A 26,804-nucleotide genomic window follows, 5' to 3' on the forward strand; every position below is an offset into this window, starting at 1 on the left:
TGTGACCGACAATAGCCGGGATGGATGTCATCGGGCGGTACCGGTTACGGGACAAGATCGGCGCGGGTGCGTTCGCCACCGTCTGGCGGGGGTACGACGACGACCTGGACGTCGACGTCGCCGTCAAGGTGCTGGCGGACAACTGGGCGTCGCGGGCCGACGTCCGGGAACGCTTCCTGTCCGAGGCACGGCTGATGCGCCGGATCTCCAGCGATCGGGTGGTCCGCGTCTTCGACCTGGGCAAGCTCGACGACGGCCGCCCGTACTTCGTGATGGACTACGTCGGCGGTGGCACCCTCGGCGACGTACTGCGGCAAGGCCCGCTCGACCCGGTGGACGCGCTCTGGTGGGGCGCGGACCTGGCCCGGGCGGTGGCCGCCCTGCACAACGAGGGCGTCGTACACCGCGACGTCACGCCGGCGAACCTGCTGCTGCGGGCAGGGGAGGAGGCCGGCGGCGGTACGCACCGGATCGTGCTCGCCGACCTCGGCCTGGCGAAACGAGCCGCCGAAGCGTCCGGGCTGACCCAGGCGGTCGGTACGCCGTCGTACATGGCGCCCGAACAGGGTCGCGGCGACGGTGGTTTCGACGAACGCGCCGACATCTACGCCGTCGGCGCGGTCACGTACGCGCTGCTCACCGGGCATCCGCCGTACTCCGCGGGATCGATCGGTGACGTGCTGAACCGGGACCCGGACCTGCCACCGCCGAGTCTGCGTCCGGTACTGCACGACTCGGTCGGGCAGCTCGACGACGTGTTCGCGCGGGCGCTCGCGTACCGGGCGGCGGATCGCTGGGACCGCGCCGACACGCTCGCGGAGCGGTTCGAGGCCGAGGCGTTCCGGCTGGAGCGCGAGGCGCCGTTGCGCGCGGCCGAACGGACCACGATCACCGAGGACGACCTGGACACCACCGTTGCCACCGATCCGCCGGTACGGCGCCGGCGCCGGAGACGGGCGTGGTTCCTGCTCGCGCTCCCCGTAATCTTCGTGGCAGCCGGCGTGGGCGGATGGTTCCTCTTCGGACGATGACTGCATAGAGTAGTCGCATGGCTACTTACCGCAGTCTTGTGGTGATTCTCGCCTTACTCGCTCCGACTGACCAACCCACGGCCAGCTACTCCTGCCGAGCCGATACCAAGTTCGGAAAGCACACACTGTCCCTGCGCCAGGGGATCGATGCGCAGGCACCGCCCGTCGTCTCGGCCAACACCCGCTTCACCATCGCCATCAACTCGCAGCCCGGGTCGCTGCCCACCGAGGTCAAGGGCTTCAAACTCCAGGAGGTCCGCGACCTGACCCTTCGTGTCCCGGTCCCGGCCAACGCCTCCTACGTCAGCGCCAGACTGCTGGGTGGCTCAGGCCTCAACTCCACTCCCTCTGTGCAGTTGGAGGGAAACACCGCAGTCCTCACGGTTCCAGGTCCGATCCCCGGCGGCGCAAGCTACCAACTCCCGACCCTCAGCGTCCGCCTCAAATCCGGCCGCCGCGGCACCACCATCGAAACCAAACTCAAAGGCACGAGCTACGACGATCCCGGCCTCACGCTGCAGGCCAAGATCAAATGGAAGTTCCTCAGCACGACCGCTCCGGTCGCCTGCTACCCCGACCCGAACCCGGCCCTCACCCGAACCTCGGTGCGCTAGCCCCGGGGGTCGTCGACTATGAGGCATTCGCCTCATGCCCGGCTTCGGTCGTGCTGGTTACGGTCCTCTCAGGACCGAACGAAAGGAAAGACCATGGCGAAAGCATCGAGTGCGAGCGCCGACAAGGTGGCCGACTACGGGGTAGCGATCGACCGGACGGCCGAGCTCGGCGGCTACACCGTCAACTTCACCACCATCACCAAGAGCCACGACCTGGGTCCGATGCTCGCGTCGCTCCCGGGCGGGAACTGCTCCTGCCCGCACTGGGGCTACGTGCTCAAAGGCCGGCTGATCGTTCGCTACCCGGGCGGCGAAGAGATCGTCGAGGCAGGCGACGCTTTCTACCTGCCTCCCGGACACGCGCCGGAGGCCGAAGAGGGCACCGAACTCGTCCAGTTCAGCCCGACCGAGCAGCTCGCCGAAACAGAGGCGGCGATCGCGAAGGCCCTCCAAGTCAGCTGATCCAGCACGGATCAGACGCCGATCGGGTGCCAGACGGTCTTCAATTCGAGGTACTGGGTGAGGCGGGACAGACCCTGATCGGCGGACCAGTCCTCCGGGCCGGGGCGGCGTACCCGCTTGAGGTTGCCGGCGGCGGCGATCTCAAGGTCGCGGGCCTCGTCCGAGGACTCGATCCCGCACAGGTCGATCGCGTTCACGTCCTGGTGGGACGCCAGCCACGGCCCGATCTCGGACGCGGAGCCGGTGAGGATGTTCACCACTCCACCCGGTACGTCGGAGGTCGCCATCACCTCGCCGAGCGTCACAGCCGGCAGCGGGCGCTCGTACGACGAGACCGCGACGACCGTGTTGCCGGACACGATCGCGGGCGCGATCACGCTGGTCAGCCCGAGCAGCGACGAGTCCTGCGGTGCGAGTACGGCGACCACACCGGTTGCCTCGGGCAACGAGAAGTCGAAGTACGGACCCGCGACCGGGTTGCTCGATCCGACCACCTGGGCGAGCTTGTCGGCCCATCCGGCGTACCAGACCCAGCGGTCGATCGCCTCGTCGACGACCGCGCGGGCCTTGGAGATCGACAACCCCTCACCGGCGGCGACCTCGGCGCTGAACTGCTGGTGCCGGCCCTCCATCACCTCGGCGATCCGGTACAGCACCTGGCCGCGGTTGTACGCCGTCCGTCCGTGCCAGCCGCTGAACGCCTTCCGGGCCGCGACCACGGCGTCCCGGGCGTCCTTGCGGGAGGCCTGAGACGCGTTCGCCAGGAACTTGCCCTTGGCATTGTTCACGATGTACGAACGGCCGGATTCGCTGCGTGGGAAGGCGCCGCCGATGTAGAGCTTGTAGGTCTTGCGCACTTCAAGCCTCGGAGTCTCAGTGGGCAAGGTAGGCCTCCAGACCGTGGCGACCGCCCTCGCGGCCGTAGCCCGACTCCTTGTAGCCGCCGAACGGCGACGTGGGGTCGAAGCGGTTGAACGTGTTCGCCCAGACCACGCCGGCGCGCAGCTGGTTCGCCATCCAGAGGATCCGGGAACCCTTCTCGGTCCAGATGCCGGCCGACAGCCCGAACGGCGTGTTGTTCGCCTTCTCGACCGCCTCGGCCGGCGTCCGGAACGTCAGCACGGACAGCACCGGGCCGAAGATCTCCTCGCGGGCGATCCGGTGCGCCTGCGAGACGCCGGTGAAAACGGTCGGTGGGAACCAGTACCCCTGCGAGGGCAGCTCGCACTCCGGCGACCAGCGCTCGGCGCCCTCGTCCTCGCCGATCTGCGAGAGCTCGCGGATCTTCGCCAGCTGGGCCGGCGAGTTGATCGCGCCGATGTCGGTGTTCTTGTCCAGCGGGTCGCCGACCCGCAGCGTCTCCATCCGGCGCTTCAGCCGGCCGAGGACCTCGTCGTACACGCTCTCCTGGACGAGCAGCCGCGAACCGGCGCAGCAGACGTGGCCCTGGTTGAAGAAGATGCCGTTGACGATGCCCTCGATGGTCTGGTCGATCGGCGCGTCCTCGAAGACGATGTTCGCCGCCTTGCCCCCTAGCTCCAAGGTCACCGCTTTCTCGGTTCCCGCAATCGCCTTCGCGATTGCCCGGCCGACGGCAGTCGAGCCGGTGAACGCGATCTTGTCGACATCGGGGTGCTCGACCAGCGCCTGTCCGGTGCGCCCGGCGCCGGTGACGATGTTCACGACGCCCGGCGGCAGATCCGCCTGCTGGCAGATCTCCGCGAACGCCAGCGCGGTCAGCGGCGTGGTCTCGGCCGGCTTCAGCACCACGGTGTTGCCGGCGGCAAGCGCCGGGGCGATCTTCCAGGCCAGCATCAGCATCGGGAAGTTCCACGGGATCACCTGGCCCGCCACGCCCCACGGCCGCGGGTCGTCGCCGGCACCGGCGTACTCGAGCTTGTCGGCCCAGCCCGCGTAGTAGAAGAAGTGCGCGGCGACCAGCGGGATGTCGACGTCGCGGGACTCGCGGATCGGCTTGCCGTTGTCCAGCGACTCCAGCACCGCGAGCTCCCGGGAGCGCTCCTGGATCAGCCGCGCGATCCGGAACAGGTACTTCGCCCGGTCCTTGCCGCTCATCGGACCCCAGACCTTCTCGTACGCCTTGCGGGCCGCGCGAACGGCCCTGTCGACGTCGGCCGGTCCGGCCTCGCTGACCTCGGCCAGCACCTCCTCCGAGGACGGGCTGACGGTCTTGAACGGCTTGCCGTCGGTCGCATCGGTGAACTGGCCGTTGACGAACAGGCCGTACGACGACTTGATGTCGACGATCGCGCGCGACTCCGGCGCGGGTGCGTACTCGAATCTGCTCATGCCTGTCAGTCCAAGGTGAAGTAGTCGGGGCCCGGGTAGTGCCCGGTGGCCAGCTTGGTGCGCTGCATCAGCAGGTCGTTCAGCAGGCTGGAGGCGCCGAACCGGAACAACTCCGGGTCCAGCCAGTCCGGGCCGGCCGTCTCGTTCACGGTGACCAGGTACTTGATCGCGTCCTTGGCGGTCCGGATCCCGCCGGCCGGCTTGACGCCGATGTGCAGCCCGGTGGCCTCGTGGTAGTCGCGGACCGCTTCCAGCATCACCAGGGTGACCGGCAGCGTGGCCGCGGGCGACACCTTGCCGGTGGAGGTCTTGATGAAGTCCGCGCCGGCCAGCATTGCCAGCCAGGACGCCCGCCGGACGTTGTCGTAGGTGACCAGCTCGCCGGTCTCCAGGATCACCTTGAGATGTGCGTCACCGGCCGCCTCGCGGATCGCGGCGATCTCGTCGAAGACCATCGCGTACCGCCCGGACAGGAAGGCGCCGCGGTCGATCACCATGTCGACCTCGTCGGCACCGGCCGCGACCGCGTCCTTGGTGTCCTGGACTTTGATCGCCAGGCTGGAACGCCCGCTGGGGAAGGCGGTTGCCACACTCGCCACGTTGATCCCGGAGCCCTGCAGCTCGCGCTTCGCGGTGGCGACGAGGTCCGGGTACACACAGACGGCGGCGACCTGCGGCGCGGTCGGGTCGGCCGGATCGGGCCGTTTCGCCTTCGCACACAGGGCCCGCACCTTGCCCGGGGTGTCCTGGCCCTCCAGCGTGGTCAGGTCGATCATCGAGATCGCCAGGTCCAGCGCGTACTGCTTCGCGGTGGTCTTGATCGACCGCGAGCTCAGCGTGGCGGCCCGGGCCTCGGCGCCGACCTGGTCGACGCCCGGCAGCCCGAGCAGGAATCGGCGCAGCCGGTCCTCCGAGGACGTCACGTCGGCCAGGGTGTCGACGCCGCTGTCGAGTGTGGTCACCACGGCAGTCTAGTGCGGATTCTGAGCGCCGGTTACGTTGTGCGGGTGAAGTCGAATTCGCCCGAGAGCGAGCACTACCTGTCCGCGTCGAACCGGATCACCGGGACCGTCGTCCTGGTGATCGGGGCGCTCGGCCTGCTCGACGTGATCCTGGAGTGGCGGACCGCCACCGGGTTGCTGGTCGGCAGCATCATCGCGATCTTCATGCTGCTCGCCTACGTCGGCCTGATCCGGCCGTCGGTCACGCTCAGTCCGGAGAACCTGCTGATCCGCAACCACCTGCGCGACCACCGGATCCCGTGGTCGAAGGTCACCGGCGCCGATGTCACCGACCTGCTCCGGGTGCACACCGACGCGAACCGGTTCCGGGCGTCCGGCGTCCAACTGGTCATGCGCGATCTCCGCAAGCAACGCGTCGGCGGCCGCAAGCTCGCCGCGGACAGCTCGATCTCGAAGGCCGACATCGTGGTGGGCCGGATCGAGAACCACATGGCACAGTTCGCCGGCAAGTCCGACGGTGACATCGTCAGCGAGTGGGCGCGGCCCGAGCTGATCGTCCTCGGCGTACTGGCCATGATCGCGGTGGTCGCCGCCTTCGTCCGCTGACCTCGTGCCGACCCGCCGTACCTTCGTCCGCACCGGCGCCGCCGCGGCGATCACCGGTGCCGTCTCGGTGGCCGCGCTCGAGAGCGGCGCGATCCCCGGCCGCGGCCGGGTGCACGAACTGCTCGGGCTCACCGGCCCCGACGGCGTCGTCCCCGCCGTACCGGCCGGTCCGGTCGTCTCCGGTTCGTTCGCGTCGCGCGCACGCGGGACCGACGTCGGCTACAGCGTGATCTACCCGGACGGGTACACCGCCGGCGCCCGGCTGCCGGTCGTGCTCGCGCTGCACGGTCGTGGGGGCGACCATCGCTCTGCGGTGAACGACCTCGGCGTCGATCGTTTCCTGAGTTCAGCGATCCGGAACGGTACGCCGCCGTTCGCGATCGCCACCGTCGACGGCGGCCAGGACAGCTACTGGCATCGGCGCGCGGACGGCGACGACCCCGGGTACATGCTCGCCGAGGAGTTCCTCCCGCTGCTGGCCCGCCGAGGTTTGAACACCAGCCGGTACGGCGTCTTCGGCTGGTCGATGGGCGGGTACGGCACCCTGCTCCACGTACTGCGCGAGACGGTCAAACCGATCGTCGCCGGTGCGATGAGCCCGGCGCTGTGGCACTCGTACGACGACGTCCAGCCGGGCGCGTTCGACGATGCGGCCGACTTCGCGCGGAACCAGGTGTTCGGGCACCCGGGCGCGTTCCGGGACGTTGCCGTTCGCATCGATTGTGGCCGCGACGACCCGTTCGCCGCAGCCGCCCATGACCTGCGGACCGAACTGGGCGCGGCCGGTGGACAGCAGCCCGGACTGCACACCGGCGGCTACTGGCGGCGCATGCTGCCTGACCAGTTGCGATTTCTCGGCACCAAACTCGCGAACTGACGGCAAACTCGGCGCTCCCGAGCGGAACTGTGGCCTGAATCGCCGCGTCAGACTCCGTGTCCGAGCCCAGGTGAACCCCTGTGCACCCCAGGATTGGTCCGACAGGTCCCAAAGACACATCGAGAGTGGAGCTCATGGTCAACCTCTCCCGTACCACCCTGCGTGGCTTCGCCGCGGTCGGTGCCCTGGCCGGTTTCGCGGCCATGGCGCTGCCGAACGCGCAGGCCGCACAGACCTCCAGCACCAACACGACGGCGGCGGTCGCCAGCACGCCGCCGGTCGACAGCACCGCCAAGGTGATGAGCCCGCCGCCGGCCGGCGACTTGCTGACCACGAAGTCGTCGCTGACCAACGTCGTGCGCTACAACCGGCTGTACAAGACCGGCGCGATCACCCCGTCGAAGTGCAAGGAGGTGAACGTCTCCCTGCGCACCTCCGCGGGCGTCCAGGCGTACGTCTCCCAGCTGGACCGCTGCATCTACGCCGCGTGGGCGCTGCCGCTGAAGCAGGCCGGTGCGGCGTACAAGGTGGCACCGAAGCTGATCTTCACCACGTCGTACAAGGTGAACTCGCCGTGTGGTCTGGACACCACGGGTCGCGCGTTCATGTGCGCCGCGGGCGGCAAGTCGTACATCTACTTCCCGGTCACCCCGGTGATCAACTACTGGAAGCAGAACCCGACCTTCGCCCGTGCGTACGCGTCCTTCACGATCGCGCACGAGTACGGTCACCACGTCCAGTGGCTGACCGGCATCCTGAACGCTTCCTGGCAGCGTCAGTACGGGTTCAGCACCAGCGCGGCGCAGCTCGAGGAGAGCCGTCGTCGCGAGCTGCAGGCGTCCTGCCTCGGCACCGCGGTCCTCGGTTCGAACAAGCGGTACTACCCGTGGAGCGGCGGCCTGATGACGCAGCTCAACAACGTGGTCAGCAACAGCGGCGACCAGCCGGGCTACCCGCGTGACCACGGCTCGCTGAAGAACCACGCGTTCTGGTCGACCATGGGCTTCAACGCGAAGCACAGCTACACCGTCGCGGGCAACTGCAACACCTTCAACGCGTCCTCGGCGTACGTCGCCTGACGCAGTTCGTAACTCGGCCGCCCGGTACGCGTTGGCGTACCGGGCGGCTGTTGCGTTTTGGCGACACCTGCACGATCAGCGATCGTGCGGTTACTTGTTCCGGGTGCGGACGCCCTAGAGTTCTGAGGTCGATCGTCGAACGGCAGGAGTCAACGACAGTGAACTACGACGAGTTCAACACCGAGTACGCGAAGGTGCTGGACAAGATCAAGAGTGGCCGGTCCACCTGGTCGGAGCTGTCCGGGCACGTCACCCGGCTGCGCCAGGCGACCGCGGGCATCACCGTGCCGGTGGAGCGCACCCAGGTCGACCACGACCTCGCGGCGCTCAGCCAGATGGTGGACATGTCCCGGCGCACCAACGACAAGGAAGACGTCTGGACGGTCACGTCCGACGCGATCCGCAAGGCCAGCAGCCAGGAAGGTACGGTCGCCGACCGGATCGCCCGGATCGAGACCGCCATCAACGACATCTCCGCGCTGGCGAACCGGAACCCGGACGAGCGGGACGCGCTGATGCAGTCCACCAGCACGCTCCGCATCCTGCACTCGTCGCTGCAGAGCTCGCTGCACGCCGAGCAGGCCGAAGCGGCCGCCGCGGCCCGCTGAGTTCCCGAACCACCCGCCAGGTGTTCCGGGACTAGTGTCGTGAGTCATTAGTTCAGTGGTAGTTGGGTAGTGTGGGTTCGTGCCGGATCCAGTAGCTCCTGCGGTGGTGTTGTCCGATGAGCAGCGTGCGCAGTTGGTGGCGTGGTCGCGGCGTGCGACGTCGGCGAACGGGCTGGCGGTGCGGTCGAGGATTGTGCTGGCCGCGGCCGATGGGCTGAGTACGAGCGCGGTGGCCCGCAAGCTGGATGTCCATGTCGCGACGGCGCGGCGGTGGCGGGCGCGGTTTGTCGAGCAGGGCTTGGAGGGTTTGCTGGACGAGCCGCGGCCGGGCCGGCCGCGGACGGTGCGCGATGAGCAGGTCGAGGCGGTGATCACCACGACGCTGGAGACAGCTCCGAAGGATGCCACGCACTGGTCGACGCGGTCGCTGGCGGCCGAGTTGGGGTTGTCGCAGTCGGCGGTGTCGCGGATCTGGCGGGCGTTCGGGCTGCAGCCGCACCGGCAGGATTCGTGGAAGCTGAGCAAGGATCCGTTGTTCATCGACAAGGTCCACGACGTGGTCGGGCTCTACCTGAACCCGCCCGAGGCCGCGGTGGTGCTATGTGTGGACGAGAAGTCCCAGATCCAGGCCTTGGACCGCACCGCGCCGATCTTCCCAATGATGCCCGGCACGCCGGCCCGGGCCAGTCACGACTACAAACGCGCCGGCACCTCCAGCCTGTACGCGGCGCTCGACATCGCCACCGGCACCGTCATCGGTTCCCTGCACGCCCGGCACCGCGCGATCGAGTTCAAGAAATTCCTCGCCACCATCGACCGCGAAGTACCAGCCGAGTACGACGTGCACGTCGTACTCGACAACGCCTCCACCCACAAAACACCTGCGGTGAAACGCTGGCTCACCGCGCACCCACGCTTCGTGCTGCACTTCACCCCCACCAGCTCATCCTGGCTCAACCTCGTCGAGCGCTGGTTCGGCGAACTGACCACCAAGAAACTCCGCCGCGGCACCCACCGCTCCGTCCGCGAACTCAACGCAGACATCCGCGCCTGGATCAACACCTGGAACGACAATCCACGACCCTACGTGTGGACCAAAACCGCCGATCAAATCCTCGAATCCATCGCCCGCTACTGCACCAGGATTAACGACTCACGACACTAGATACCTGCTGCGGCAGCCAGATCGGTCTTGATGGCTGCCAAGGCATCCGCTGCCTGGGTGCGCGCCGCGGCGACCTCCGTCGTCACCGGCACGACCACTTCGAGGTAGCACTTCAGCTTCGGTTCGGTCCCCGACGGGCGCACGACCACGCGTGCGCCATCGGACAGGGTGTAGCGCAGCCCGTCCGTCGGGGGCAGCGACTCCGAGCCCTGACTCAGGTCGTCGATCCGCTCGACGGCGTACGCACCCAGCGTCGTCGGCGGCGTCGCGCGCAGCCGCTTCATCGCCTTCGCGATCAGCGACAGGTCCTCGACCCGTGCCGACAGTTGGTCGGTCGCGTGCAGACCGTGCTTGATCGCGAGATCGTCCAGCAGGTCCACCAGCGTCCGGCCCGCGGCCTTCGCCTGCGCCGCCAGTTGCAGCACCCGGATGAGCGTCGACACGCCGTCCTTGTCCTTCACGGCCGCCGGGTCCACGCAGTACCCGAGCGCCTCCTCGTACCCGAAGACCAGGTCCGGGACCCGTCCGATCCACTTGAAGCCGGTCAGCGTCTCGACGTACCGGACGCCGAACGAGGCCGCGATCTTGCCGAGCAGCGACGACGACACGATCGAACAGGCGGCGACACCGTCGGACCCTGGCAGCAGGAACTCACCGAGCAGACTGCCCAGTTCGTCGCCTCTGAGCATCCGCCAGCCGTCCACATCCGGGATCGCGACCGCGCAGCGGTCGGCGTCGGGATCGTTCGCGACGGCTATGTCGGCACCGATCGAGCGGGCCAGGTCGAGCGCGGCGTCGATCGCGCCCGGCTCCTCCGGGTTCGGGAAGGAGACGGTCGGGAAGTCCGGGTCGGGGTCGGCCTGGGACGCGACCACCTGCGGTACGGCGAACCCGGCGCGGGCCACCGCCTTTTCCACCAGGGCCCGGCCGACACCGTGCAACGGGGTGTAGGCGACGTTCAGGTCCCGCGGCGCGTCGGCAGGTACCAGCTCGGCGATCCGGTCCAGGTACGCGTCCAGCAGGTCGTCCCCGGCGGTCTGCCAGTCGTCGCCGCGCGGTACGTCGGCCAGCGGCCCGACCGCGGCGATCGCGGCCGCTATCTCCGCGTCCGCGGGCGGCACGATCTGCGAGCCGTCGCCCAGGTAGACCTTGTAGCCGTTGTCCTGCGGCGGGTTGTGCGACGCGGTGACGACCACGCCGGCGACCGCGTGCAGGTGCCGGATCCCGAACGCGACCACCGGCGTCGGGGTGGGGCGATCCAGCAGTACGGCGTCCAGGCCGGCGCCGCGGATCACCGCCGCGGTGTCCTGCGCGAACACGTCCGACTTGTGCCGGGCGTCGTACCCGATCAGGACCGGGCCGTCGGTCAGGCCCTTCGCCTTCAGGTACGCCGCGAGACCGGCGGCGGCGCGGATCACCACCACGCGGTTCATCCGGTTCGGCCCGGCGCCGACGGCACCGCGCAGCCCCGCCGTACCGAACTCCAGCGTGCCGTCGAACCGGTCGGCCAGCTCCGCGGTGTCGCCCGAGTCCAGAAGCTGGGTCAGCTCGGCGCGGGTATCAGGGTCGGGGTCCTCAAGCAGCCAGGCTTCGGCAGCGGCCCTCAGATCATCGCTCACATGGGCACTCTAGTGACCCGACGACTGACACGGCCTGGACCGGATGTCCGCCACGTAGTCGTCGGGGGCGCCGGCTGCCTCCGCGGCCTCGGCGAGGATGCCGAGGTAGCGGGCCGAGGGCAGGCCGCCCTCGTAGGCGTTCAGGACGTACATCCAGGCGAGCTGCTCGCCGTCCAGGGTCTGCACCCGGACCTGGATCTTGCTGTACACGTCCTGGTCGATCCACTCCCACTCGTCCAGCCGCTCGACGTCCTTCGGGTGGACGTCGTACAGCGCGACGAAGACCTGGTTCGACTGGTCGGACGGGTCCTCGACCACGGTCGCCATCGCGCCCTCCCAGCCGAGCTCCTCGCCGCCGAAGGTGAGGCGCCAGCCGACGATCCAGCCGGTCCCGCGCAGGGGCGAGTACGGGCACCGCTCGGCCATCAGGTTCGGGTCCAGATTCGACGCAAACGCGGCGTACAGGGTCACGGAATCAGAGGATACGGAACAATGGCCTCTCGTGGCGCGAGTTGTGATCATCGGAGGCGGTCCAGGCGGGTACGAAGCGGCCAGTGCGGCCGCCCAGCTCGGCGGGGAGGTGACGGTTGTCGATTCCGGCGGAATCGGCGGGTCGGGCGTGCGTACCGACGCGGTACCGAGCAAGACCTTGATCGCCACCGCCGAGGTGATGACCGAGGTGGAGGAGGCGGGGGAGCTCGGCGTCCGGCTGGACGACGGCGACGACGATCCGGCGAACTCCGTGCGTGTCGATCTCTCCGTCGTCAACAAACGGGTGAAGGCGCTGGCGACCGCCCAGTCGGCCGGAATCGAGCGGCGGCTGGACCGGGACAAGGTCCGGGTGATCAAGGGCCGCGGCCGGCTGGACGGCCCGGAGACCGTGGTGGTCGGGGACGAACGACTGGACGCCGATGTGGTCCTGATCGCAACTGGTGCAAGGCCTCGCATCCTGAAGGGCTCGGAGCCGGACGGCGAACGGATCCTCACCTGGGAGCAGGTCTACGAGCTCTCCGAGCTGCCCGAGCGGCTGATCGTGGTCGGGTCGGGTGTGACCGGTGCGGAGTTCGCCAGCGCGTACGACGCGCTCGGCAGTGACGTCGTACTGGTGTCGTCCCGGGACCGGGTGCTGCCGGGCGAGGACGCCGACGCCGCGGCGGTACTGGAGGACGTGTTCAAGCGGCGCGGGCTGACCGTGCTGAGCAAGTCCCGGGCCGAGTCGGTGAAGCGGTCCGGCGACGGGGTCGTGGTGACGCTGACCGACGGGCGCAAGGTCGAGGGTTCGCACGCGCTGCTCGCGGTCGGATCGCTGCCGAACACCGATGACATGAACCTCGCCGAGTCGGGCGTGTCGCTGACCGACGGCGGCTTCGTACAGGTGGACCGGGTGTCGCGTACGACGGCCCGCGGGGTGTACGCGGCCGGCGACTGCACCGGCGTACTCATGCTCGCCTCGGTCGCCGCAATGCAGGGTCGGATCGCGATGGCCCACGCGCTCGGCGACGCGGTCACACCGTTGGACCAGTCAACGGTCTCCGCGAACGTCTTCACCGCGCCGGAAATCGCCACCGTAGGCCTGTCCCAGGCTGTGGTGGATGCGGGTGGAAGCACCGCACTGGTCGTCAAGGTTGCGCTCGCCGACAACGCCCGAGCCAAAATGCAAGGCGTCCGCGACGGCTTCGTCAAACTCTTCTGCCTCCCCAACACCGGCATCGTGGTCGGCGGCGTGGTCGTGGCCCCCCGAGCCAGCGAACTCATCCACCCCATCTCCCTGGCCGTAGCCGCCCGCCTGACCGTCGACCAGGTAGCCCAGTCCTTCACCGTCTACCCCTCCATCTCCGGCTCCGTAGCCGAAGCCGCCCGCCGCCTCCACCTCCGCCACTGAACCGCCACTGAAGATCGGTTGGACGTGGTGGAGTTGAGCTTTCCTTGACGTATGCCTATATGGGCATATGATGGGCGCATGGCTCGGGCTGCTACTACGTCGGATGTTTTCAATGCGATTGCGGAGCCGCAGCGGCGGGGGATTTTGGGGGTGTTGCGGGGCGGGGAGCGGGCGGTGGGGGAGCTTGCGCGGGAGTTGGGGATGAGTCAGCCGGGGGCTTCCAAGCATCTGCGGGTGTTGCGGGAGGTGGGGCTGGTACGGGATCGGCAGGTGGGGAAGCAGCGGTTGTACGGGCTGGATGCCCGTGGGTTGCGGCCGGTGCACGAGTGGGTCGGCGGATTCGAGGAGTTCTGGAACGAGAGCTTCGGGCGGCTGGATGCGTACGTGCAAGAGCTCAAGCAGGAAAGGCAGGAGGACTGAATGAGTACTGCGGGGCGCGAGGCGCGGCCGGCCGTGGACGATCGGGAGATCGTGGTGGGGCGGGTGATCGATGCCTCGCCGGAGCTGGTGTTCGAGGCGTTCACCGAGGTGCGGCATCTGTCCCGGTGGTGGGGCCCTGCCGGGTTCACGACCACCACGAAGGCGTTCGAGTTCGCCGTCGGTGGCGTCTGGGAGTTCGTCATGCACGGTCCGGACGGGACCGACTATCCGGAGTGGATCCGCTGGACGGAGATCGTGCCGGGCGAGCGGATCGCCTGCGTGCACGGGGAGTTCGACGCAGACCCGAACGCGTTCGAGTCGGTGCTGACGTTCGCGCCTGACGGTCCGGGGACGCGGGTCGAGATGCGCGCGGTGTTCCCGACCAAGGAGCTGCGCGACGAGGCGGTCGGGAAGTACCACGCGGTCGAGGGCGGTCTGCAGACCCTCGCCAACCTGAACGCGTACGTCACCGGGAAGGAAAGCTGATGGCAGGGAAAGTGTTCTTCAGTGTGTCGATGTCGGTGGACGGCTACATCGCACCCGGATCGCTCGGTGAGCTGATGGGCAAGCAGTGGATGGAGCTGCAGCGTTGGGTCTTCCCGCTCAAGTTCTTCCGGGAGAACCTCAAGCTGGGCAAGGGCGGTGAGGAGGGCCGCAACAACGACATCGCGCGCGAGACCTTCGAGCGCACCGGGGTGAGCGTGATGGGCAAGCGGATGTTCGACGCCGGCGAGCGGATGTGGCCCGAGGAAGCGCCGTTCCACACTCCCGTGTACGTCGTGACGCACCAGAAGCGCGACCCGTGGGAGCGGCCGGGCGGGACCGTCTTCCACTTCGTCAACGACGGCATCGAAGCCGCCCTCGACCAGGCCCGGGACGCGGCCGGCGATCGCGACGTCCGGATCGCCGGCGGTGGCGCGACGATCCTGGAGTACCTGAACGCCGGCCTGATCGACGAGTTCTCCATCGCCCTCTCACCCGTGCTGTTCGGCTCGGGCGTACGCCTCTTCGACGGCATCGACGCCTCCCGCATCGCCCTGCAGCAGACCCACGTCGAACACGCGCCGAACGTCACCCACCTGACCTACACGGTCCACCAGCGCTAGGGGGCGGCCCGGAAAAGTTGTCGGCGGGAGTTGCCGCAACTTCGGTGGTCTGTACCGCATCGTGAAGGGTGTGAAGATCCTTCGGATGAAACTCAAGCACACGTCCGCGGTAGCGGCTTCGGCGTTGTTGTTGGGCGGCGTGGCGACCACGCCGGCGACGGCGGCGACGGGAGCGACAGGGGCGACAGCGGCGGCCTGCAGTGTGACTGCTGCTTCCATCACGAGCGGCGGTGACATCGCGGGGACGGCGATCACGGCGACCTCCCCGGTCAGCGCGAAGTACACCAAGGGCCCGCACCTGCTCACGCCGGGGATCGCGAAGGCGGCCTCGACCTGGACGACCGCGCTCGAGGTGCCGGCCGGTTCGACCACGACCGGTCTCGTCGTGCTGAACGACACGCTGTACTCGGCGTACTACTCGGACCTGTCCGGCGTGCCGCCGACGGGGCTGAAGAAGATCGGCTCCGGCTGGCGGTACTTCTCCGTGGTCGAGGAGTCGTTCTGGCAGAAGGAAACCGGTTCGACAGTGGCGGCCAGCGCGCGGTACGGCTTCGATGGGCAGTTGCATCGCTGGGTGAAGGATGCGAAGGGTGTCTGGCACGGTGAGATCGCGGCCGGAAACTTCTACTCGGTGAAGACGATGGCGCTGATCAGCGAGACGCAGACGTACGACACCTTCCTGGCCAACACCCGGGGCGGCGCGCTGTACACGATCCGGATCCCGCGGACCTCGCCGCTGAAGCCGATCGTGAAGAAGGTCCGCACGTCGACGTGGCAGTCGTTCGAATCGCTGGTCGCGGAGAAGTGCGGCGCCCAGGGCACGCTGCTCGCCGCGATCGACAAGGACACCGGCTCGGCGTACCTGTACGCCGTTGGTCACGCCAACGGTACGGCGACCGTGATCAAGGGCCTCGGCAAGGTACCGGGGACGTTCAAGGACCCGGTCTACTCGTTGGGTACTGCCGAGGGGCAGCCGCCACTGTTCGGCGAGTGAGGACCTGACAAGGCCCCGGTGACCCGAGTCGCGGTCACCGGGGCCTTGTCGATGCTAGAAGTCGCCGCCGAAATCTCCGCCGAAGTCGCCACCGCCGAAGTCGCCGAAGTCGCCGCCGCCGTCACCGCCGTCGCCGAAGTCCCCGTTGTCGCCACCGTTGTCGCCGTTGTCGCCGTCGTTCATGCCGTCCTGGTAGCCGGCGGCGTAGTCGCCGTACCCACCACCGGCGAACATGCCGCCGAGGGCCGTGCCGATGAACATGCCGGTCAGCACACCGCCGACACCGCCGAACAGACCCTGCGCGTACGGCGAGTACGCCGGGCCGGCCTCCCAGTACGGGACCCGCTGCGGGCCGACCATCACCTTGCGAACGTCCGGCTCGGCGCCGGCCCGGACCCGCTCGGCGTCGGCCGCGCAGGCCGGCACCTCACGCGGGGCGCCGTTCGGCGGGGACCACATCACGTCGACCACGGACTGGCCGTGCTGCGGGTTGAAGAAGCAGGCCGGCCGGCGCTGCGGCAGCGGCTGGCCGTTGACCCGGGCCTTCACGCAAGCCGCGGCGTACCGGCCGTCCTCGAGGATCTCGACCACGTGCTTGATCTGGTCGGCCTGGGTGACCTGACCGATCGCCTGCTTGGCGGACTCGTAGGAGTCCAGCGCCCGCTGGTAGTCCTGCCGCGCACCGTCGCCGAGGTCCTTGCCGACCATCTCCAGGTCGAGGTCCTGCAGCTCCTCACCGAACCGGGTGATGTCCTCGTCGGCGGTCCGCTTGACCGCCTCGAGCTCGGCCGCGCTGATCTCGTGCTGCTTCTTGTTCTGCAGCTGGGTGCGCCGGTAGGAGTTGTACGCGAGCACCGCGATCACCACGACCGCGATGATCAGGATGAATTCCATGACGGGCCTCTCTCGGGGGTCCAATGGGATAGAGCGTATCCAATCCCGCAAATGCGCCGCCGCCACGCAGGGTGACGCAATCCCGGGAAAGCGGTGACCGGCGTCGCACAATGGAGACGCGCGCCGCCCAGCGCCTGTCCGACCCCCGCCGGAAGGCCTCTGCATGGGCAAGACCGCGCGACTGCTCCCGCTCGTGCTCACCGCGACCGCATTGCTGCCGCAACAACCCTCGAACGACCCGTCCTACCAGGAGATCCCGCTCGACGGCGTCTCCGTCCAGGCGCATACCAAACCGTATGGAATGGTCGGCATCACCTGGCCCGAAGGTGTGCGGAACGTCGCCGCCAAGGTGCGGGTCGAACAGAACGGGAAGTGGACCGATTGGCAATCGTTATCGGTCGAGGACGATCACGGGCCGGATCCATTGGCGCCCGAAGGAATTCAGCGTGCCGGCACCGAACCGTTGTGGGTCGGTAATGCGACCGGCATTCAGGCCAGCGCTGTCACGAACACCGGTACGACGGTTTCCGGCGCGAAGGTGGTGTTGATCCAGCCCGGCGTACTGAGTTCCGACGCTGACGACCCCGGTGAGATCGGCGCCGCGTCGAGCGCGTCGCCGTACCCGATGCCGTTGATGGTGAGCCGGCGGCGCTGGGGCGCCGACGAGCGGCTGCGCGCGTACAACGGGGCCGACTGCGTGCGGCCGCGGTACACGACGACGGTGCTCGGGGCGTTCGTGCACCACACCGCCGATCGGAACGACTACACGCGGACGCAGGTGCCGGCGATGGTGCGGGCGATCTACGCGTACCACGTGAAAAGCCGCGGCTGGTGCGACCTCGGGTACAACTTCCTGGTCGACCGGTTCGGCCGGATCTTCGAGGGCCGCGCCGGTGGCGCGCAGTTGCCGGTACTCGGTGCGCACACCGCGTCGTACAACGCGAACTCGTTCGGTGTCGCGGTGATCGGGAACTTCGACCAGGTGGCGCCGCCGCCGGCGATGCTGGAGTCGACGGCCCGGGTGCTGGCCTGGAAGCTGGACGCCAACTACCGGTCGCCCTCGGCAACGATCCGGCTCGACGGAAAGAGCCTGCACACGGTGTCCGGACACCGCGACACCAAGGCGACGGACTGCCCAGGCACCCAGCTGTACAACAAACTCGGTTGGCTGCGGCAACGAGTGAACACCTTGATGGGCGGGAGTTTCGCGACGCCGATCTACCGCTACGCACGGCAACTCGGGTTCCGCAACATCGGGCAACCGTTCTGGGGCGAGCATCCGACCCGGACCGGGTGGGCGACGTACTTCGCCACCGTCGACGTCTTCTACTCCGTTGCCACCGGCCCGCATTCCACCGCCGGCGCGTTCCGGACCCGGTACCGGCGGCTCGGGGCGGGGAGTGCGCGGCTCGGGTTGCCGATCACCGACGCGTACCAGGTGCACGGCGGGGCGCGGCAGAAGTTCCAGCGGGGCTGGCTGGTCTGGGACCGCCGCGCTCGCCAGGTCCAGGTCGTCTACGGGAGGGCACTATGAGAAAACGTGTGATCGCGGCGGTCGTGCTGTCGTCGACCCTGGTCAGTACGACCGCGCACGCCCGCGAGATCACGCCGGCCGCTGCTGGGGTGACAGCGCCGGACACGGCGATCACCGGACGCGGGTTCGGGCACGGCCGCGGACTGTCGCAGTACGGCGCCCAGGGGGCCGCACTGGCCGGGAAGTCGGTCAAGCAGATCCTGGACTTCTACTACCCGGGGACGACCACCGGGAAGGCGACCGGCAGCATCCGGGTGCGGATCAGCGCCGACACCACCGACGGCGTCCGGGTCGCGGTGGTGAACGGGCTGGCGGTCCGCTCGCTGGCCACCGGCAAGCTGTACACGTTGCCGAAGGCATCGACCATCGACCAGTGGTCGATCGACCCGAACGGCGAGCACGGCACCGAGCTCAACTCCTACGACGCGACCACCAAGAAGTGGACGCTGTACAAGACGTTCACCGGGATGGCGCAGTTCGAGGGCGCGGCGGTGATCGGGCTGATCCTGCCGAGCGGCGCCGTACGCCGGTACCGCGGCGTGCTGCGGGCGATCGACGTCGACGGCGCGCACCTCGACACGGTGAACGTACTCCCACTCGAGTACTACCTGCGCGGCGTCGTACCGCGAGAGGCCGTCACGAGTTGGCGGCCGGCCGCGCTGCAGGCGCAGGCCGTTGCCGCGCGCACCTATTCCGTCTTCCACCGGAACCGCGCGACGGCGCGAGCGTACGATCTGTGCGACACCACGTCCTGCCAGGTGTACGGCGGGTACGACGACGAGGAGACGTCGACGAACAACGCGATCGCGGACACCGCCGGGCAGATCCGGCTCTACAACGGGAAGCCGATCATCGCGGAGTTCTCGTCGTCGAACGGTGGCGCGACCGCGGCCGGTGACGTGCCGTACCAGCTGACCAAGGTCGACAGTTGGGATGCGTACCCGAAGAACGGGAACCCGAACGTGACCTGGAAGGTGACCCGGACCGCTGCCGAGATGCAGGCGGTCTTCCAGGTCGGCACGATCCGGTACGTCCGGGTGCTGAAGCGGACCGGCGTCGGCCCGGGTGGCGGGCGGGCGCTCACCGTTCAAGCGGTCGGCTCCCGTGGCTCCCGGGTACTGACCGCCGACCAGGTCCGGATCCGGCTGCATCTGCGCTCGTCCTGGATCAGCTTCCCGGCGGTTCGTTCACTTGATATATCAACCGATTCCTCGGTAGTGCCTGGTCGCTGAACCATTGACGCGCCCTCCCTGCGCCGGTTAGAACATGACATCGCTGTCAATCACCGCCCTGGAGGAGCCGGAGATGCGCAGAAAGCTTGGTATATCAACCCGTCTGGCCGCTGGAGTGCTCGCGGTCACGGTGCTCGGAGGCCTGAACATGTCCACGGCGAGCGCTGCGGATCCGGCCGGGACCGACCCGGTCGCGGCCGCGCGGGCGCGCGCGTCGTACGAGGCCATCAACACCTACTTCGACGCCGGCCGCGGCCTGCTGCTGGAGGAGTACCCGAACACCCAGTCCAACGCGTACTCCTACGTCTGGCCGTACTCGCAAGCCGCGGTCGCGGCCGAGGACCTGGCCGGTGTGCCCGGCGCGGGCGCCGCCGGTTCGGCGGAGGCGGACCGGCGGATCGCGGCGTACGGGTTCTACTGGAACTCCGGTACGACGCCGCCCGGGTACGACTCGTACGTCCGTCCGCCGAACGGTCAAGGTGGCGACAAGTTCTACGACGACAACGAGTGGATCGGCCTGAACCTGATCCAGCGGTACCAGCGGACCGGTGACCGCGCCGCGCTGGCCCGGGCCAAGGACATCTTCGCGCTTGTCGTGCACGGCTGGGACACCGATCCGTCGCACCCGTGCGCCGGCGGCGTGTACTGGACCCAGGCGCCGTGGAGCCAGGACCGCAACACGATCTCGAACGGCCCGGGCGCCGAGCTCGGCGCGCACCTGTACCTGCTGACCCGGGACAAGTCGTACCTGACCTGGGCGCAGAAGATGTACCAGTGGGCGCAGACCTGCATGCTCGCGCCGAACGGCCTGTACTGGGACCACATCGACCTGGCCGGCAACATCGAGAAGACCCAGTGGAGCTACAACCAGGGCGTGATGCTCGGTGCCGGCGTGTTGTTGTTCAAGGCAACCGGTGACGCCCGCTACCTGCGCGACGCGAAGTCGGTCGCCAACGCGTCGCTGGCGTTCTACAACACCCCGGAGGTGCTCGCGAAACAGGGCGCCGCGTTCAACTCGATCTGGTTCAAGAACCTGCTGATCCTGGACTCGGTCTCGCCGGATCCCCGCTACCGCAGGGCGATGCAGTCGTACGCCGACTACACATGGAACACCTACCGCGACCCGGCGACGAACCTGTACAAGTTCGGCGCCGGATCGGTGGAGCTGCTGCAGCAGGCAGGTATCACGCAGATCCACGCCCTGCTGGCCTGGCCGCGCTCTCGTTACGGTCTGCTCGCCTAGGCTGCGGCTGTTGCGCTCTTGATGTCGACCGGAGTGATCGGCGTCCCGTCCTGTGGGCTCTGCTGGGGCGTGACGCCGGCCTCCGCGACCTTGTCGATCAGCTTCAGGCTCGGCTCGTCGATCGTCCCGAACACGGTGTACTGCGCGGTCAGCCCGGACGCGTCGCCGTACACGATGAAGAACTGGCTGCCGTTGGTGTTCGGGCCGGCGTTCGCCATCGCGAGCATGCCGCGGCCGTACTTGAGCGTCGGGTAGACCTCGTCCGCGAACGTGTACCCGGGCCCGCCGGAGCCGGTGCCGGTCGGGTCGCCGCACTGCAGCACCTGAAGGCCCTCGCCGACGGTGAGCCGGTGACACTTGGTGTTGTCGTAGTACTTCTGGCCGACCAGGCTGAGGAAGTTCTTCACCGCGCACGGTGCGAGTGAGCTGTCGAGGGTCAGCTGCAGGTCGCCGATCGACGTGTCGAGGCTGACCTTCGACGTACCGGACGCCTTGGTCTTGCCGTCGGCCGGCAGGTTCACCTTCCGCGCGGCCGGCTCGGTGCTCTTCTTGTACGCGCAGTTCACCTCGGCCGGGAGCGGCGTCGGGCGCTTCGGGACCGGGAACATCGCGGTCGGGACACTGGACGGCTTGTTCTCGGGCGCGACCGACGGCGTGGCCGCGGGCTTGTTGTCACTGCCTCCGAAGACCACGAACGCGCCGACCACGACGACGACCACGGTCACCACCGACGCCACGGTAATGGCCAGGTTCCGCCGCTGCCGGCGCCGCTCGGCTTCCCGCTCAGCCTGCCGCTTCGCCTTCCGCGCCGCCAGCTGCTGCTCGTGGGTCTTCTTGGACATGCAGTAACCCTCCTCGACCGGATGCCTGCACGGAACCTACAGCGTCAACCTGAGAACTGTCTGTCAATCAGTCCTTGATCTCGCAGATGGGGGCGCCGGCTGAGACGGTGGCGCCGACTTCTGCGTTCAGGCCGGTGACCGTACCGGACTTGTGGGCGTTCAGCGGCTGCTCCATCTTCATCGCCTCGAGGACCACGATCAGGTCGCCCTCGGCAACGGTCGCGCCCTCCTCGACGGCGATCTTGACGATCGTGCCCTGCATCGGCGACGTCAGCGAGTCCCCTGATGCCGCCGAACCTTTGCTACCGCCCGCGCGCCGGGCCGGCTTCTTCTTGGCCATGCCGCCGGCGGGAGCCGCGACAACCGAACCGAGACCACCCGGCAGCACGACCTCGAGCCGCTTCCCGCCGACCTCGACGGTCACCCGGGAGCGCTCGTCCTCGACCGGAGCCTCGGCCGTCGGACCCTCGTACGGCGTGAGCTGGTTGTCGTACTCGGTCTCGATCCAGCGGGTGTGCACCTTGAAGCCGTCGGTCCCGACGAACGCCGGATCCGACACCACCGACGCGTGGAACGGGATCACCGTCGGCATGCCCTCGACGACGAACTCGCGCAGCGCCCGCCGCGACCGCTCGAGCGCCTGGGTCCGGTCCCGCCCGGAGACGATCAGCTTCGCGACCAGCGAATCGTACGCACCCGGTACGGTCTCGCCCTGGTCGTACCCGCTGTCCAGCCGTACGCCGGGACCCGAGGGCGCGTGCCAGCGCAGCAAGGTCCCCGGCGCCGGGAGGAACCCGCGGCCGCCGTCCTCGGCGTTGATCCGGAACTCGATCGAGTGCCCCGAGACCGGCGGGTCGTCGTACCCGAGAGCCTCGCCGTTGGCGATCCGGAACATCTCCCGGACCAGGTCCAGGCCGGTGACCTCCTCCGACACCGGGTGCTCGACCTGCAGCCGGGTGTTCACCTCGAGGAACGAGATCAGCCCGTCCTGCCCGACCAGGAACTCACACGTCCCGGCGCCGACGTACCCGGCCTCGCGCAGGATCTTCTTCGACGAGGTGTAGAGGATCTCCAGCTGCTCGTCGGACAGGAACGGCGCCGGGGCCTCCTCGACCAGCTTCTGGTACCGGCGCTGCAGCGAGCAGTCCCGGGTCGACACCACCACGACGTTGCCGTGGGCATCGGCCAGGCACTGGGTCTCCACGTGCCGCGGCTTGTCCAGGTACCGCTCGACGAAGCACTCGCCGCGCCCGAACGCGCTGACCGCCTCGCGGGTCGCGGACTCGAACAGTTCCGGGATCTCCTCTATGGTCCGCGCGACCTTCATCCCGCGACCACCACCGCCGTACGCCGCCTTGATCGCGATCGGCAGACCGTACTCCTCCGCGAACGCGACGACCTCCGAAGCGTCCGCGACCGGGTCCGGCGTACCGGGGACCTGCGGCGCGCCGACCTTCTCCGCGATGTGCCGGGCCTTGACCTTGTCGCCGAGCGAGTCGATCGCCGACGGCGGCGGGCCGATCCAGATCAGCCCCGCGTCGAGCACCGCCTGGGCGAACTCGGCGTTCTCGGCCAGGAACCCGTAGCCCGGGTGGACGGCGTCCGCGCCGGAGCGGGCCGCGGCGTCCAGGATCTTCGCGATGTTCAGGTAGGAGTCGGCCGGGGTGGCCCCGTCCAGCGCGTACGCCTCGTCGGCGAGCCGGACGAACAGTGCGTCCCGGTCCTGGTCGGCGTACACGGCGACACTGCCGAGCCCCGCGTCGGCGGCGGCCCGGACGACCCGGACGGCGATCTCGCCCCGGTTCGCGACCAGCACCTTGGTGATCTGCTTGCTGTCGGACACAGCTGACTCCCTTCGGCTGGCCCGAGTCTAGGGTGAAGTGCCCTCCACCGGGACCAGGGTGTTGCTCACACCACGCTCTCAGTCAATCAGTAACCAGTTCATTTATTGGCTGGTAAATTATTGACCGTCAGAAGTGCATATCCTTCGGTCGGAGAGGTCCAATCGGAGGAGATGGTGATGACCGGAATTCTCGAGCCGTTGGCAGGGTTCGCCCCGGCGGTGTGGGAGACGCTCGACGACCGGTTCGCCGGGCTTCGCGGGGACAGCCGGCTCGAACGGTTGTGGACCGGTGGACGCTGGGTCGAGGGGCCGGTCTATTCGCCGGCCGGGCGGTACCTGCTCTGGAGCGACATCCCGAACGACCGGATCCTGCGCTGGGACGAGACGTCGTACCAGGTTTCGGTCTTCCGGCAGCCGGCCGGCAACACCAACGGGCACACGCGCGACACCGAGGGCCGGCTGATCAGCTGCGAGCACGGCAACCGGCGCGTGACCCGGACCGAGCACCACGGCGCGATCACGGTGCTCGCGCACGAGTACGACGGCAAGCGGCTGAACAGCCCGAACGACGTCGTCGTGAAGCGCGACGGATCGGTCTGGTTCACCGACCCGGCGTACGGCATCGACTCCGACTACGAGGGCTACAAGGGCGAGATCGAGACCGGCGGCTGCCACGTGTACCGGGTCGCGCCGGACGGCGCGCTGACCCGCGTCGCCGACGACTTCAACCGCCCGAACGGGCTCGCGTTCTCCCCCGACGAGTCGTTGCTCTACATCACGGACTCCGAAGAGGGCACGATCCGCGTCTTCACCGTCGACGGCGACAAGCTCACCGGTGGCGACCTGTTCGCCGAATGCGGCAACGGCATCTTCGACGGCATCCGCCTCGACACCCAGGGCCGGATCTGGGCGTCGGCCGCCGACGGCGTCCACATCTACCACCCCGACGGCACCCTGCTCGGCAAACTCCTCGTCCCCGAAACCGTCAGCAACCTGACCTGGGGCGGCCCGAAACGCAACCGCCTGTTCCTCACCGCCACCACCTCCGTCTACTCCCTCTTCACCACCGCCAACGGCGCCCCGGAGGCCTACGGCCCGGCGCGGTAATCCGTTCGCCTCAGGTCGGGGTGGCGTGTGATGATGGCCTGCTGACCTGATGCGAGGAGGAGCTGTGACTGTGGTCGGCGAACGAGTGCCTGAACATCTTCGGGAGCTCGCGGAGCGGGTGGTGAAGGCAGCCGAGGCGGACGAGCGGATGCTGGCGGTGGTCGCCGGTGGATCGGTCGCCACCGGAACGAGTGACGAGTACTCGGACCTCGATCTCGTGCTGGTGTGTACGCCGGAGGCGCACGAGAGCGTGCTTGCCTCGGCGCGGGAGTTCGCGGAGCGGATCGGGCCGGTGCTGACCAGCTTCACCGGCGAGCATGTCGGTGAGCGGCGGCTGCTGATCGTTCTCTACGGCCCGCCCCTGGCGCACGTCGACCTGAAGTTCGTCACGCCGGAACAGCTCGCGGTGCGCGTCGAGGACGGTCTGGTGCTGTGGCAGCGGTCCGATGTCGTGGAGCGTGCGTATGCCGGATCGGCGCCGCGCTGGCCGGAGGCGGACCCGCAGTGGATCGAGGACCGGTTCTGGGGCTGGGTGCACTACATCGAGGTGAAGATCGCCCGTGGTGAGCTGTTCGAGGCCATCGAGGGGCTGGGCGCGTTGCGGTCGGCCGCGATCGCACCGTTGGCGGTACGTGGGCGGACCGCGAAGCCGTCCGGCGTACGGCGGCTGGAAACGCTCGCGCCGGAGCTGGTCCCGGAGCTGCGGGCCACTGTCGCGACTGCTGATCCCGAGGACTGCCGGCGCGCGTTGCGGGCCGCGGTCGCTCTGTACCGCAAGGTGCGCGAGGGTGTGCCGATGGTACGGCGTACCGCCGCCGAGGAAGCCGTCGTCGACTTCCTCGGCTGACGGTCCGCTCAGAGCTTCTTGAGCTGGTCGATCAAGGTGAAGACGGCCAGGAAACCGAAGGCCAGGAACGAGAAGCCGAGGACCGCGGTTCGCCAGGTGGTGATGCGGATGGCTTCGGGCAGCGCCCTGGAGTTCATCCACCACAGCAGGCCGGAGTAGACGAACATCATCGTGCCGGCGGTGCAGGCGGAGATGATCAGCAGCACCAACGGTTGGGTGAGTCCGGCCAGCAGCACGATGATGCCGAAGGCAACCAGTCCCCAGACCAGCCAGAAGTAGAGCTTGGACTCGGTGATCTTCGACGTCCGCAGATAGCGCGCCTTGATCATGTCGGAGGTCAGCCGGGACGTGTAGTCGACGATCCCGGCGGCCGCCGCGAACAGCGAGAACGCGCCGATCGCCCAGAACAGGTAGCCGAACCAGCCGCCGACGACGGTCTGCAGCGTCGTACCCTCGATCTTCAGGAAGCCGATGTTGTTCTTCACGTTGTCGTTGCCGAACAGCGTCGCGTGGGCGAGCATCGACGTGAAGGCGATCGTCAGCACGGTGATCGCGACGAACGTCGCCGCCTGCTCGATGTTCGCGAACTTCCACCAGCGCCGCCAGCGGGCCAGATTCTTGTCGTCCGGCGGGAAGGTGTACCCGTTCGCGGTCGGGTCGGCCTCGGATTCGCCGGTGACCGGTGACGTCAGCCGCGGGACGTGCACACCCATCCCGAAGCCCTTGTCGCGGATCCAGTTGCTCTGCACCAGGTTCTGCCCGCCGCCGGCCCCGGCGTACGCGATCGCGCCCATCACCAGCGCGAACCCGAGCTGCTCGGCGGGGAACTGCGGCTGCGTGACCGCGTCGCCGAGCGCGCTGTACGTCTTCCCACGGATCGCGAACGCGAGTGCGAGGATGACGAGCAGTGCGACGGCCGCGATCTTCACCGCGATCAGCCGCTCGAGCATCACGTAGACGACCGGCGCGAAGGTCAGGATCGCGCCGATCACCAGCAGCATCACGATCGCGATCCAGCGCGGATCGCCGGCGCCGAACAGGTACGTGAGCATGCTCGCGGAACTGGTCGCCCAGCCGGGCCAGAGGTTCGCGAAGTACGTCATGATCGCGAAGAACAGTCCCCAGTGCTTCCCGTACCGGTTGAAGCCGGTCAACGCGGTCTCACCAGTGGCCAGCGTGTACCGCTCGATCTCCATGTTCAGGAACCACTGCACGACCACGCCGACGACGGCGCCCCAGAGGAACACCAGGCCGACCTGGCTGGAGATGTACGGCCAGAGGATGAACTCGCCGGACGCCAGCCCGACCCCGGCGCCGACCATGCCGGGACCGATGATCTTCCAGGTGTTCGCGGGCGGCTCGGGCAGGTCCCGAACCTGCGGCGCGGGCAGATTCTTGGTAGGCAGTGCGAATCGCCCGTGGTCGGTAGGTGCGGTGTCTGTCATTCAGGCTCCTCACTTGTCGACCCCCTGCTCCGGAGGGTAACGAATACTGTCGGCACCGGCGACCCGACACAGGCAAGTGGCA

The 26,804-nt window shown here is 68.4% G+C and carries 27 protein-coding genes; 18 read left to right on the top strand and 9 right to left on the bottom strand.

Annotated elements, in window-relative coordinates; all coding sequences use genetic code 11:
• Positions 1-20: 20 nt before the first annotated feature.
• The 3 genes from FB475_RS22050 (at position 21) to FB475_RS22060 (ending at position 2,107) form a co-directional block, all read left to right on the top strand.
• Positions 21-1,031, top strand: a complete 1,011-nt coding sequence (locus FB475_RS22050; protein ID WP_141858471.1) for a serine/threonine-protein kinase — start codon at positions 21-23, stop codon at positions 1,029-1,031.
• Between the two features lie 17 nt (positions 1,032-1,048).
• Positions 1,049-1,645 carry a hypothetical protein gene (locus FB475_RS22055; RefSeq protein ID WP_141858472.1) on the top strand — a complete coding sequence of 199 codons (597 nt, stop codon included), beginning with the start codon at positions 1,049-1,051 and terminating at the stop codon, positions 1,643-1,645.
• Positions 1,646-1,738: 93 nt separating this feature from the next.
• Positions 1,739-2,107, top strand: a complete 369-nt coding sequence (locus FB475_RS22060; RefSeq protein ID WP_141858473.1) for a cupin domain-containing protein — start codon at positions 1,739-1,741, stop codon at positions 2,105-2,107.
• An 11-nt stretch (positions 2,108-2,118) separates the two neighbouring features.
• Here the strand turns inward: FB475_RS22060 and FB475_RS22065 are convergent, their stop codons facing one another.
• Genes FB475_RS22065 through deoC form a run of 3 tightly spaced genes read right to left on the bottom strand, consistent with a single transcriptional unit; the run spans position 2,119 to position 5,379 of the window.
• Positions 2,119-2,964 carry an aldehyde dehydrogenase family protein gene (locus tag FB475_RS22065; protein ID WP_238332331.1) on the bottom strand — a complete coding sequence of 282 codons (846 nt, stop codon included), beginning with the start codon at positions 2,962-2,964 and terminating at the stop codon, positions 2,119-2,121.
• A gap of 16 nt (positions 2,965-2,980) precedes the next feature.
• The gene (locus FB475_RS22070) at positions 2,981-4,417 is read right to left on the bottom strand and encodes an aldehyde dehydrogenase family protein (protein ID WP_141858475.1); all 1,437 of its coding nucleotides are present in this window, start codon (positions 4,415-4,417) and stop codon (positions 2,981-2,983) included.
• A 5-nt stretch (positions 4,418-4,422) separates the two neighbouring features.
• Positions 4,423-5,379 (bottom strand): deoxyribose-phosphate aldolase, encoded by a 957-nt coding sequence (deoC, locus tag FB475_RS22075; RefSeq protein ID WP_141858476.1) that lies wholly within the window; start codon positions 5,377-5,379, stop codon positions 4,423-4,425.
• A gap of 45 nt (positions 5,380-5,424) precedes the next feature.
• On the opposite strand from deoC, the gene FB475_RS22080 reads away from it, so the two are divergent.
• The 5 genes from FB475_RS22080 (at position 5,425) to FB475_RS22100 (ending at position 9,714) form a co-directional block, all read left to right on the top strand.
• The gene (locus FB475_RS22080; RefSeq protein ID WP_238332332.1) at positions 5,425-5,985 is read left to right on the top strand and encodes a PH domain-containing protein; all 561 of its coding nucleotides are present in this window, start codon (positions 5,425-5,427) and stop codon (positions 5,983-5,985) included.
• A 4-nt stretch (positions 5,986-5,989) separates the two neighbouring features.
• Complete coding sequence (locus FB475_RS22085; protein WP_185759391.1) at positions 5,990-6,862, top strand: alpha/beta hydrolase; 873 nt, start codon at positions 5,990-5,992, stop codon at positions 6,860-6,862.
• 134 nt (positions 6,863-6,996) lie between these two features.
• A complete protein-coding gene (locus FB475_RS22090) occupies positions 6,997-7,941 on the top strand; it encodes a neutral zinc metallopeptidase (RefSeq protein WP_141858478.1) in 945 nt (314 codons plus the stop codon).
• Between the two features lie 158 nt (positions 7,942-8,099).
• Complete coding sequence (locus FB475_RS22095; RefSeq protein ID WP_141858479.1) at positions 8,100-8,549, top strand: hypothetical protein; 450 nt, start codon at positions 8,100-8,102, stop codon at positions 8,547-8,549.
• Between the two features lie 79 nt (positions 8,550-8,628).
• Positions 8,629-9,714: an IS630 family transposase gene (locus tag FB475_RS22100; protein ID WP_141858480.1), complete on the top strand. Its 1,086-nt coding sequence runs from the start codon at positions 8,629-8,631 to the stop codon at positions 9,712-9,714.
• On the opposite strand, the gene FB475_RS22105 is transcribed toward FB475_RS22100, so the two are convergent.
• Both FB475_RS22105 and FB475_RS22110 read right to left on the bottom strand, forming a co-directional pair.
• Positions 9,711-11,333: a phospho-sugar mutase gene (locus FB475_RS22105; protein ID WP_141858481.1), complete on the bottom strand. Its 1,623-nt coding sequence runs from the start codon at positions 11,331-11,333 to the stop codon at positions 9,711-9,713. The two genes, FB475_RS22100 and FB475_RS22105, sit on opposite strands and share 4 nt — an antisense overlap.
• Before the next feature lie 9 nt (positions 11,334-11,342).
• Positions 11,343-11,804 (bottom strand): gamma-glutamylcyclotransferase, encoded by a 462-nt coding sequence (locus FB475_RS22110; protein WP_141858482.1) that lies wholly within the window; start codon positions 11,802-11,804, stop codon positions 11,343-11,345.
• Between the two features lie 31 nt (positions 11,805-11,835).
• On the opposite strand from FB475_RS22110, the gene FB475_RS22115 reads away from it, so the two are divergent.
• The 5 genes from FB475_RS22115 to FB475_RS22135 all read left to right on the top strand — a co-directional run bounded on the left by FB475_RS22115 (position 11,836) and on the right by FB475_RS22135 (position 15,735).
• Entirely contained in the window at positions 11,836-13,215 is a 1,380-nt protein-coding gene (locus tag FB475_RS22115; protein WP_141858483.1) for an NAD(P)H-quinone dehydrogenase, read from the top strand.
• 78 nt (positions 13,216-13,293) lie between these two features.
• Positions 13,294-13,635, top strand: a complete 342-nt coding sequence (locus tag FB475_RS22120) for an ArsR/SmtB family transcription factor (RefSeq protein WP_141858484.1) — start codon at positions 13,294-13,296, stop codon at positions 13,633-13,635.
• Positions 13,636-14,121, top strand: coding sequence for an SRPBCC family protein (locus FB475_RS22125; RefSeq protein ID WP_141858485.1), 486 nt, complete (start codon positions 13,636-13,638; stop codon positions 14,119-14,121).
• Positions 14,121-14,741, top strand: coding sequence for a dihydrofolate reductase family protein (locus FB475_RS22130; RefSeq protein ID WP_141858486.1), 621 nt, complete (start codon positions 14,121-14,123; stop codon positions 14,739-14,741). The genes FB475_RS22125 and FB475_RS22130 overlap by 1 nt, the downstream gene beginning before the upstream one ends.
• Positions 14,742-14,826: 85 nt before the next feature.
• Positions 14,827-15,735 carry a hypothetical protein gene (locus FB475_RS22135; RefSeq protein ID WP_238332333.1) on the top strand — a complete coding sequence of 303 codons (909 nt, stop codon included), beginning with the start codon at positions 14,827-14,829 and terminating at the stop codon, positions 15,733-15,735.
• A gap of 54 nt (positions 15,736-15,789) precedes the next feature.
• On the opposite strand, the gene FB475_RS22140 is transcribed toward FB475_RS22135, so the two are convergent.
• Positions 15,790-16,629 carry a hypothetical protein gene (locus FB475_RS22140; RefSeq protein ID WP_141858487.1) on the bottom strand — a complete coding sequence of 280 codons (840 nt, stop codon included), beginning with the start codon at positions 16,627-16,629 and terminating at the stop codon, positions 15,790-15,792.
• Between the two features lie 163 nt (positions 16,630-16,792).
• Here FB475_RS22140 and FB475_RS22145 point away from each other — a divergent pair, with 163 nt between their 5' ends.
• From FB475_RS22145 to FB475_RS22155, 3 genes are all read left to right on the top strand, one after another.
• Complete coding sequence (locus tag FB475_RS22145) at positions 16,793-18,163, top strand: peptidoglycan recognition protein family protein (RefSeq protein WP_141858488.1); 1,371 nt, start codon at positions 16,793-16,795, stop codon at positions 18,161-18,163.
• Entirely contained in the window at positions 18,160-19,395 is a 1,236-nt protein-coding gene (locus FB475_RS22150; protein ID WP_185759392.1) for a SpoIID/LytB domain-containing protein, read from the top strand. The genes FB475_RS22145 and FB475_RS22150 overlap by 4 nt, the downstream gene beginning before the upstream one ends.
• A gap of 73 nt (positions 19,396-19,468) precedes the next feature.
• Positions 19,469-20,638, top strand: coding sequence for a glycoside hydrolase family 76 protein (locus FB475_RS22155; RefSeq protein ID WP_141858489.1), 1,170 nt, complete (start codon positions 19,469-19,471; stop codon positions 20,636-20,638).
• On the opposite strand, the gene FB475_RS22160 is transcribed toward FB475_RS22155, so the two are convergent.
• Positions 20,635-21,480, bottom strand: coding sequence for a peptidylprolyl isomerase (locus tag FB475_RS22160; protein WP_141858490.1), 846 nt, complete (start codon positions 21,478-21,480; stop codon positions 20,635-20,637). The two genes, FB475_RS22155 and FB475_RS22160, sit on opposite strands and share 4 nt — an antisense overlap.
• A gap of 67 nt (positions 21,481-21,547) precedes the next feature.
• The gene (locus FB475_RS22165; RefSeq protein ID WP_141858491.1) at positions 21,548-23,323 is read right to left on the bottom strand and encodes an acetyl/propionyl/methylcrotonyl-CoA carboxylase subunit alpha; all 1,776 of its coding nucleotides are present in this window, start codon (positions 23,321-23,323) and stop codon (positions 21,548-21,550) included.
• Positions 23,324-23,500: 177 nt separating this feature from the next.
• Between FB475_RS22165 and FB475_RS22170 the strand changes: the two genes are divergently transcribed.
• Positions 23,501-24,430, top strand: a complete 930-nt coding sequence (locus tag FB475_RS22170; protein ID WP_141858492.1) for an SMP-30/gluconolactonase/LRE family protein — start codon at positions 23,501-23,503, stop codon at positions 24,428-24,430.
• A 64-nt stretch (positions 24,431-24,494) separates the two neighbouring features.
• On the top strand, positions 24,495-25,277 hold the full coding sequence (locus FB475_RS22175) for a nucleotidyltransferase domain-containing protein (RefSeq protein ID WP_185759393.1): 783 nt from the start codon (positions 24,495-24,497) through the stop codon (positions 25,275-25,277).
• A gap of 8 nt (positions 25,278-25,285) precedes the next feature.
• Here the strand turns inward: FB475_RS22175 and FB475_RS22180 are convergent, their stop codons facing one another.
• Positions 25,286-26,722, bottom strand: coding sequence for an Nramp family divalent metal transporter (locus FB475_RS22180; protein WP_141858494.1), 1,437 nt, complete (start codon positions 26,720-26,722; stop codon positions 25,286-25,288).
• Between the last annotated feature and the right edge of the window lie 82 nt (positions 26,723-26,804).

The organism is Kribbella jejuensis (genome assembly GCF_006715085.1).
Lineage (GTDB): Bacteria > Actinomycetota > Actinomycetes > Propionibacteriales > Kribbellaceae > Kribbella > Kribbella jejuensis.

Excerpts from the sequence above, each read along its gene's own strand:
- FB475_RS22160 (WP_141858490.1), bottom strand. The coding sequence starts at position 21,480 with ATGTCCAAGAAGACCCACGAGCAGCAGCTGGCGGCGCGGAAGGCGAAG.
- FB475_RS22050 (WP_141858471.1), top strand. The coding sequence starts at position 21 with ATGGATGTCATCGGGCGGTACCGGTTACGGGACAAGATCGGCGCGGGT.
- FB475_RS22145 (WP_141858488.1), top strand. The coding sequence starts at position 16,793 with ATGGGCAAGACCGCGCGACTGCTCCCGCTCGTGCTCACCGCGACCGCA.
- FB475_RS22155 (WP_141858489.1), top strand. The coding sequence starts at position 19,469 with ATGCGCAGAAAGCTTGGTATATCAACCCGTCTGGCCGCTGGAGTGCTC.
- FB475_RS22060 (WP_141858473.1), top strand. The coding sequence starts at position 1,739 with ATGGCGAAAGCATCGAGTGCGAGCGCCGACAAGGTGGCCGACTACGGG.
- FB475_RS22125 (WP_141858485.1), top strand. The coding sequence starts at position 13,636 with ATGAGTACTGCGGGGCGCGAGGCGCGGCCGGCCGTGGACGATCGGGAG.
- FB475_RS22070 (WP_141858475.1), bottom strand. The coding sequence starts at position 4,417 with ATGAGCAGATTCGAGTACGCACCCGCGCCGGAGTCGCGCGCGATCGTC.
- FB475_RS22140 (WP_141858487.1), bottom strand. The coding sequence starts at position 16,629 with ATGGAATTCATCCTGATCATCGCGGTCGTGGTGATCGCGGTGCTCGCG.
- FB475_RS22135 (WP_238332333.1), top strand. The coding sequence starts at position 14,827 with ATGAAACTCAAGCACACGTCCGCGGTAGCGGCTTCGGCGTTGTTGTTG.
- FB475_RS22055 (WP_141858472.1), top strand. The coding sequence starts at position 1,049 with ATGGCTACTTACCGCAGTCTTGTGGTGATTCTCGCCTTACTCGCTCCG.
- FB475_RS22150 (WP_185759392.1), top strand. The coding sequence starts at position 18,160 with ATGAGAAAACGTGTGATCGCGGCGGTCGTGCTGTCGTCGACCCTGGTC.
- FB475_RS22090 (WP_141858478.1), top strand. The coding sequence starts at position 6,997 with ATGGTCAACCTCTCCCGTACCACCCTGCGTGGCTTCGCCGCGGTCGGT.
- FB475_RS22180 (WP_141858494.1), bottom strand. The coding sequence starts at position 26,722 with ATGACAGACACCGCACCTACCGACCACGGGCGATTCGCACTGCCTACC.
- FB475_RS22170 (WP_141858492.1), top strand. The coding sequence starts at position 23,501 with ATGACCGGAATTCTCGAGCCGTTGGCAGGGTTCGCCCCGGCGGTGTGG.
- FB475_RS22120 (WP_141858484.1), top strand. The coding sequence starts at position 13,294 with ATGGCTCGGGCTGCTACTACGTCGGATGTTTTCAATGCGATTGCGGAG.
- FB475_RS22130 (WP_141858486.1), top strand. The coding sequence starts at position 14,121 with ATGGCAGGGAAAGTGTTCTTCAGTGTGTCGATGTCGGTGGACGGCTAC.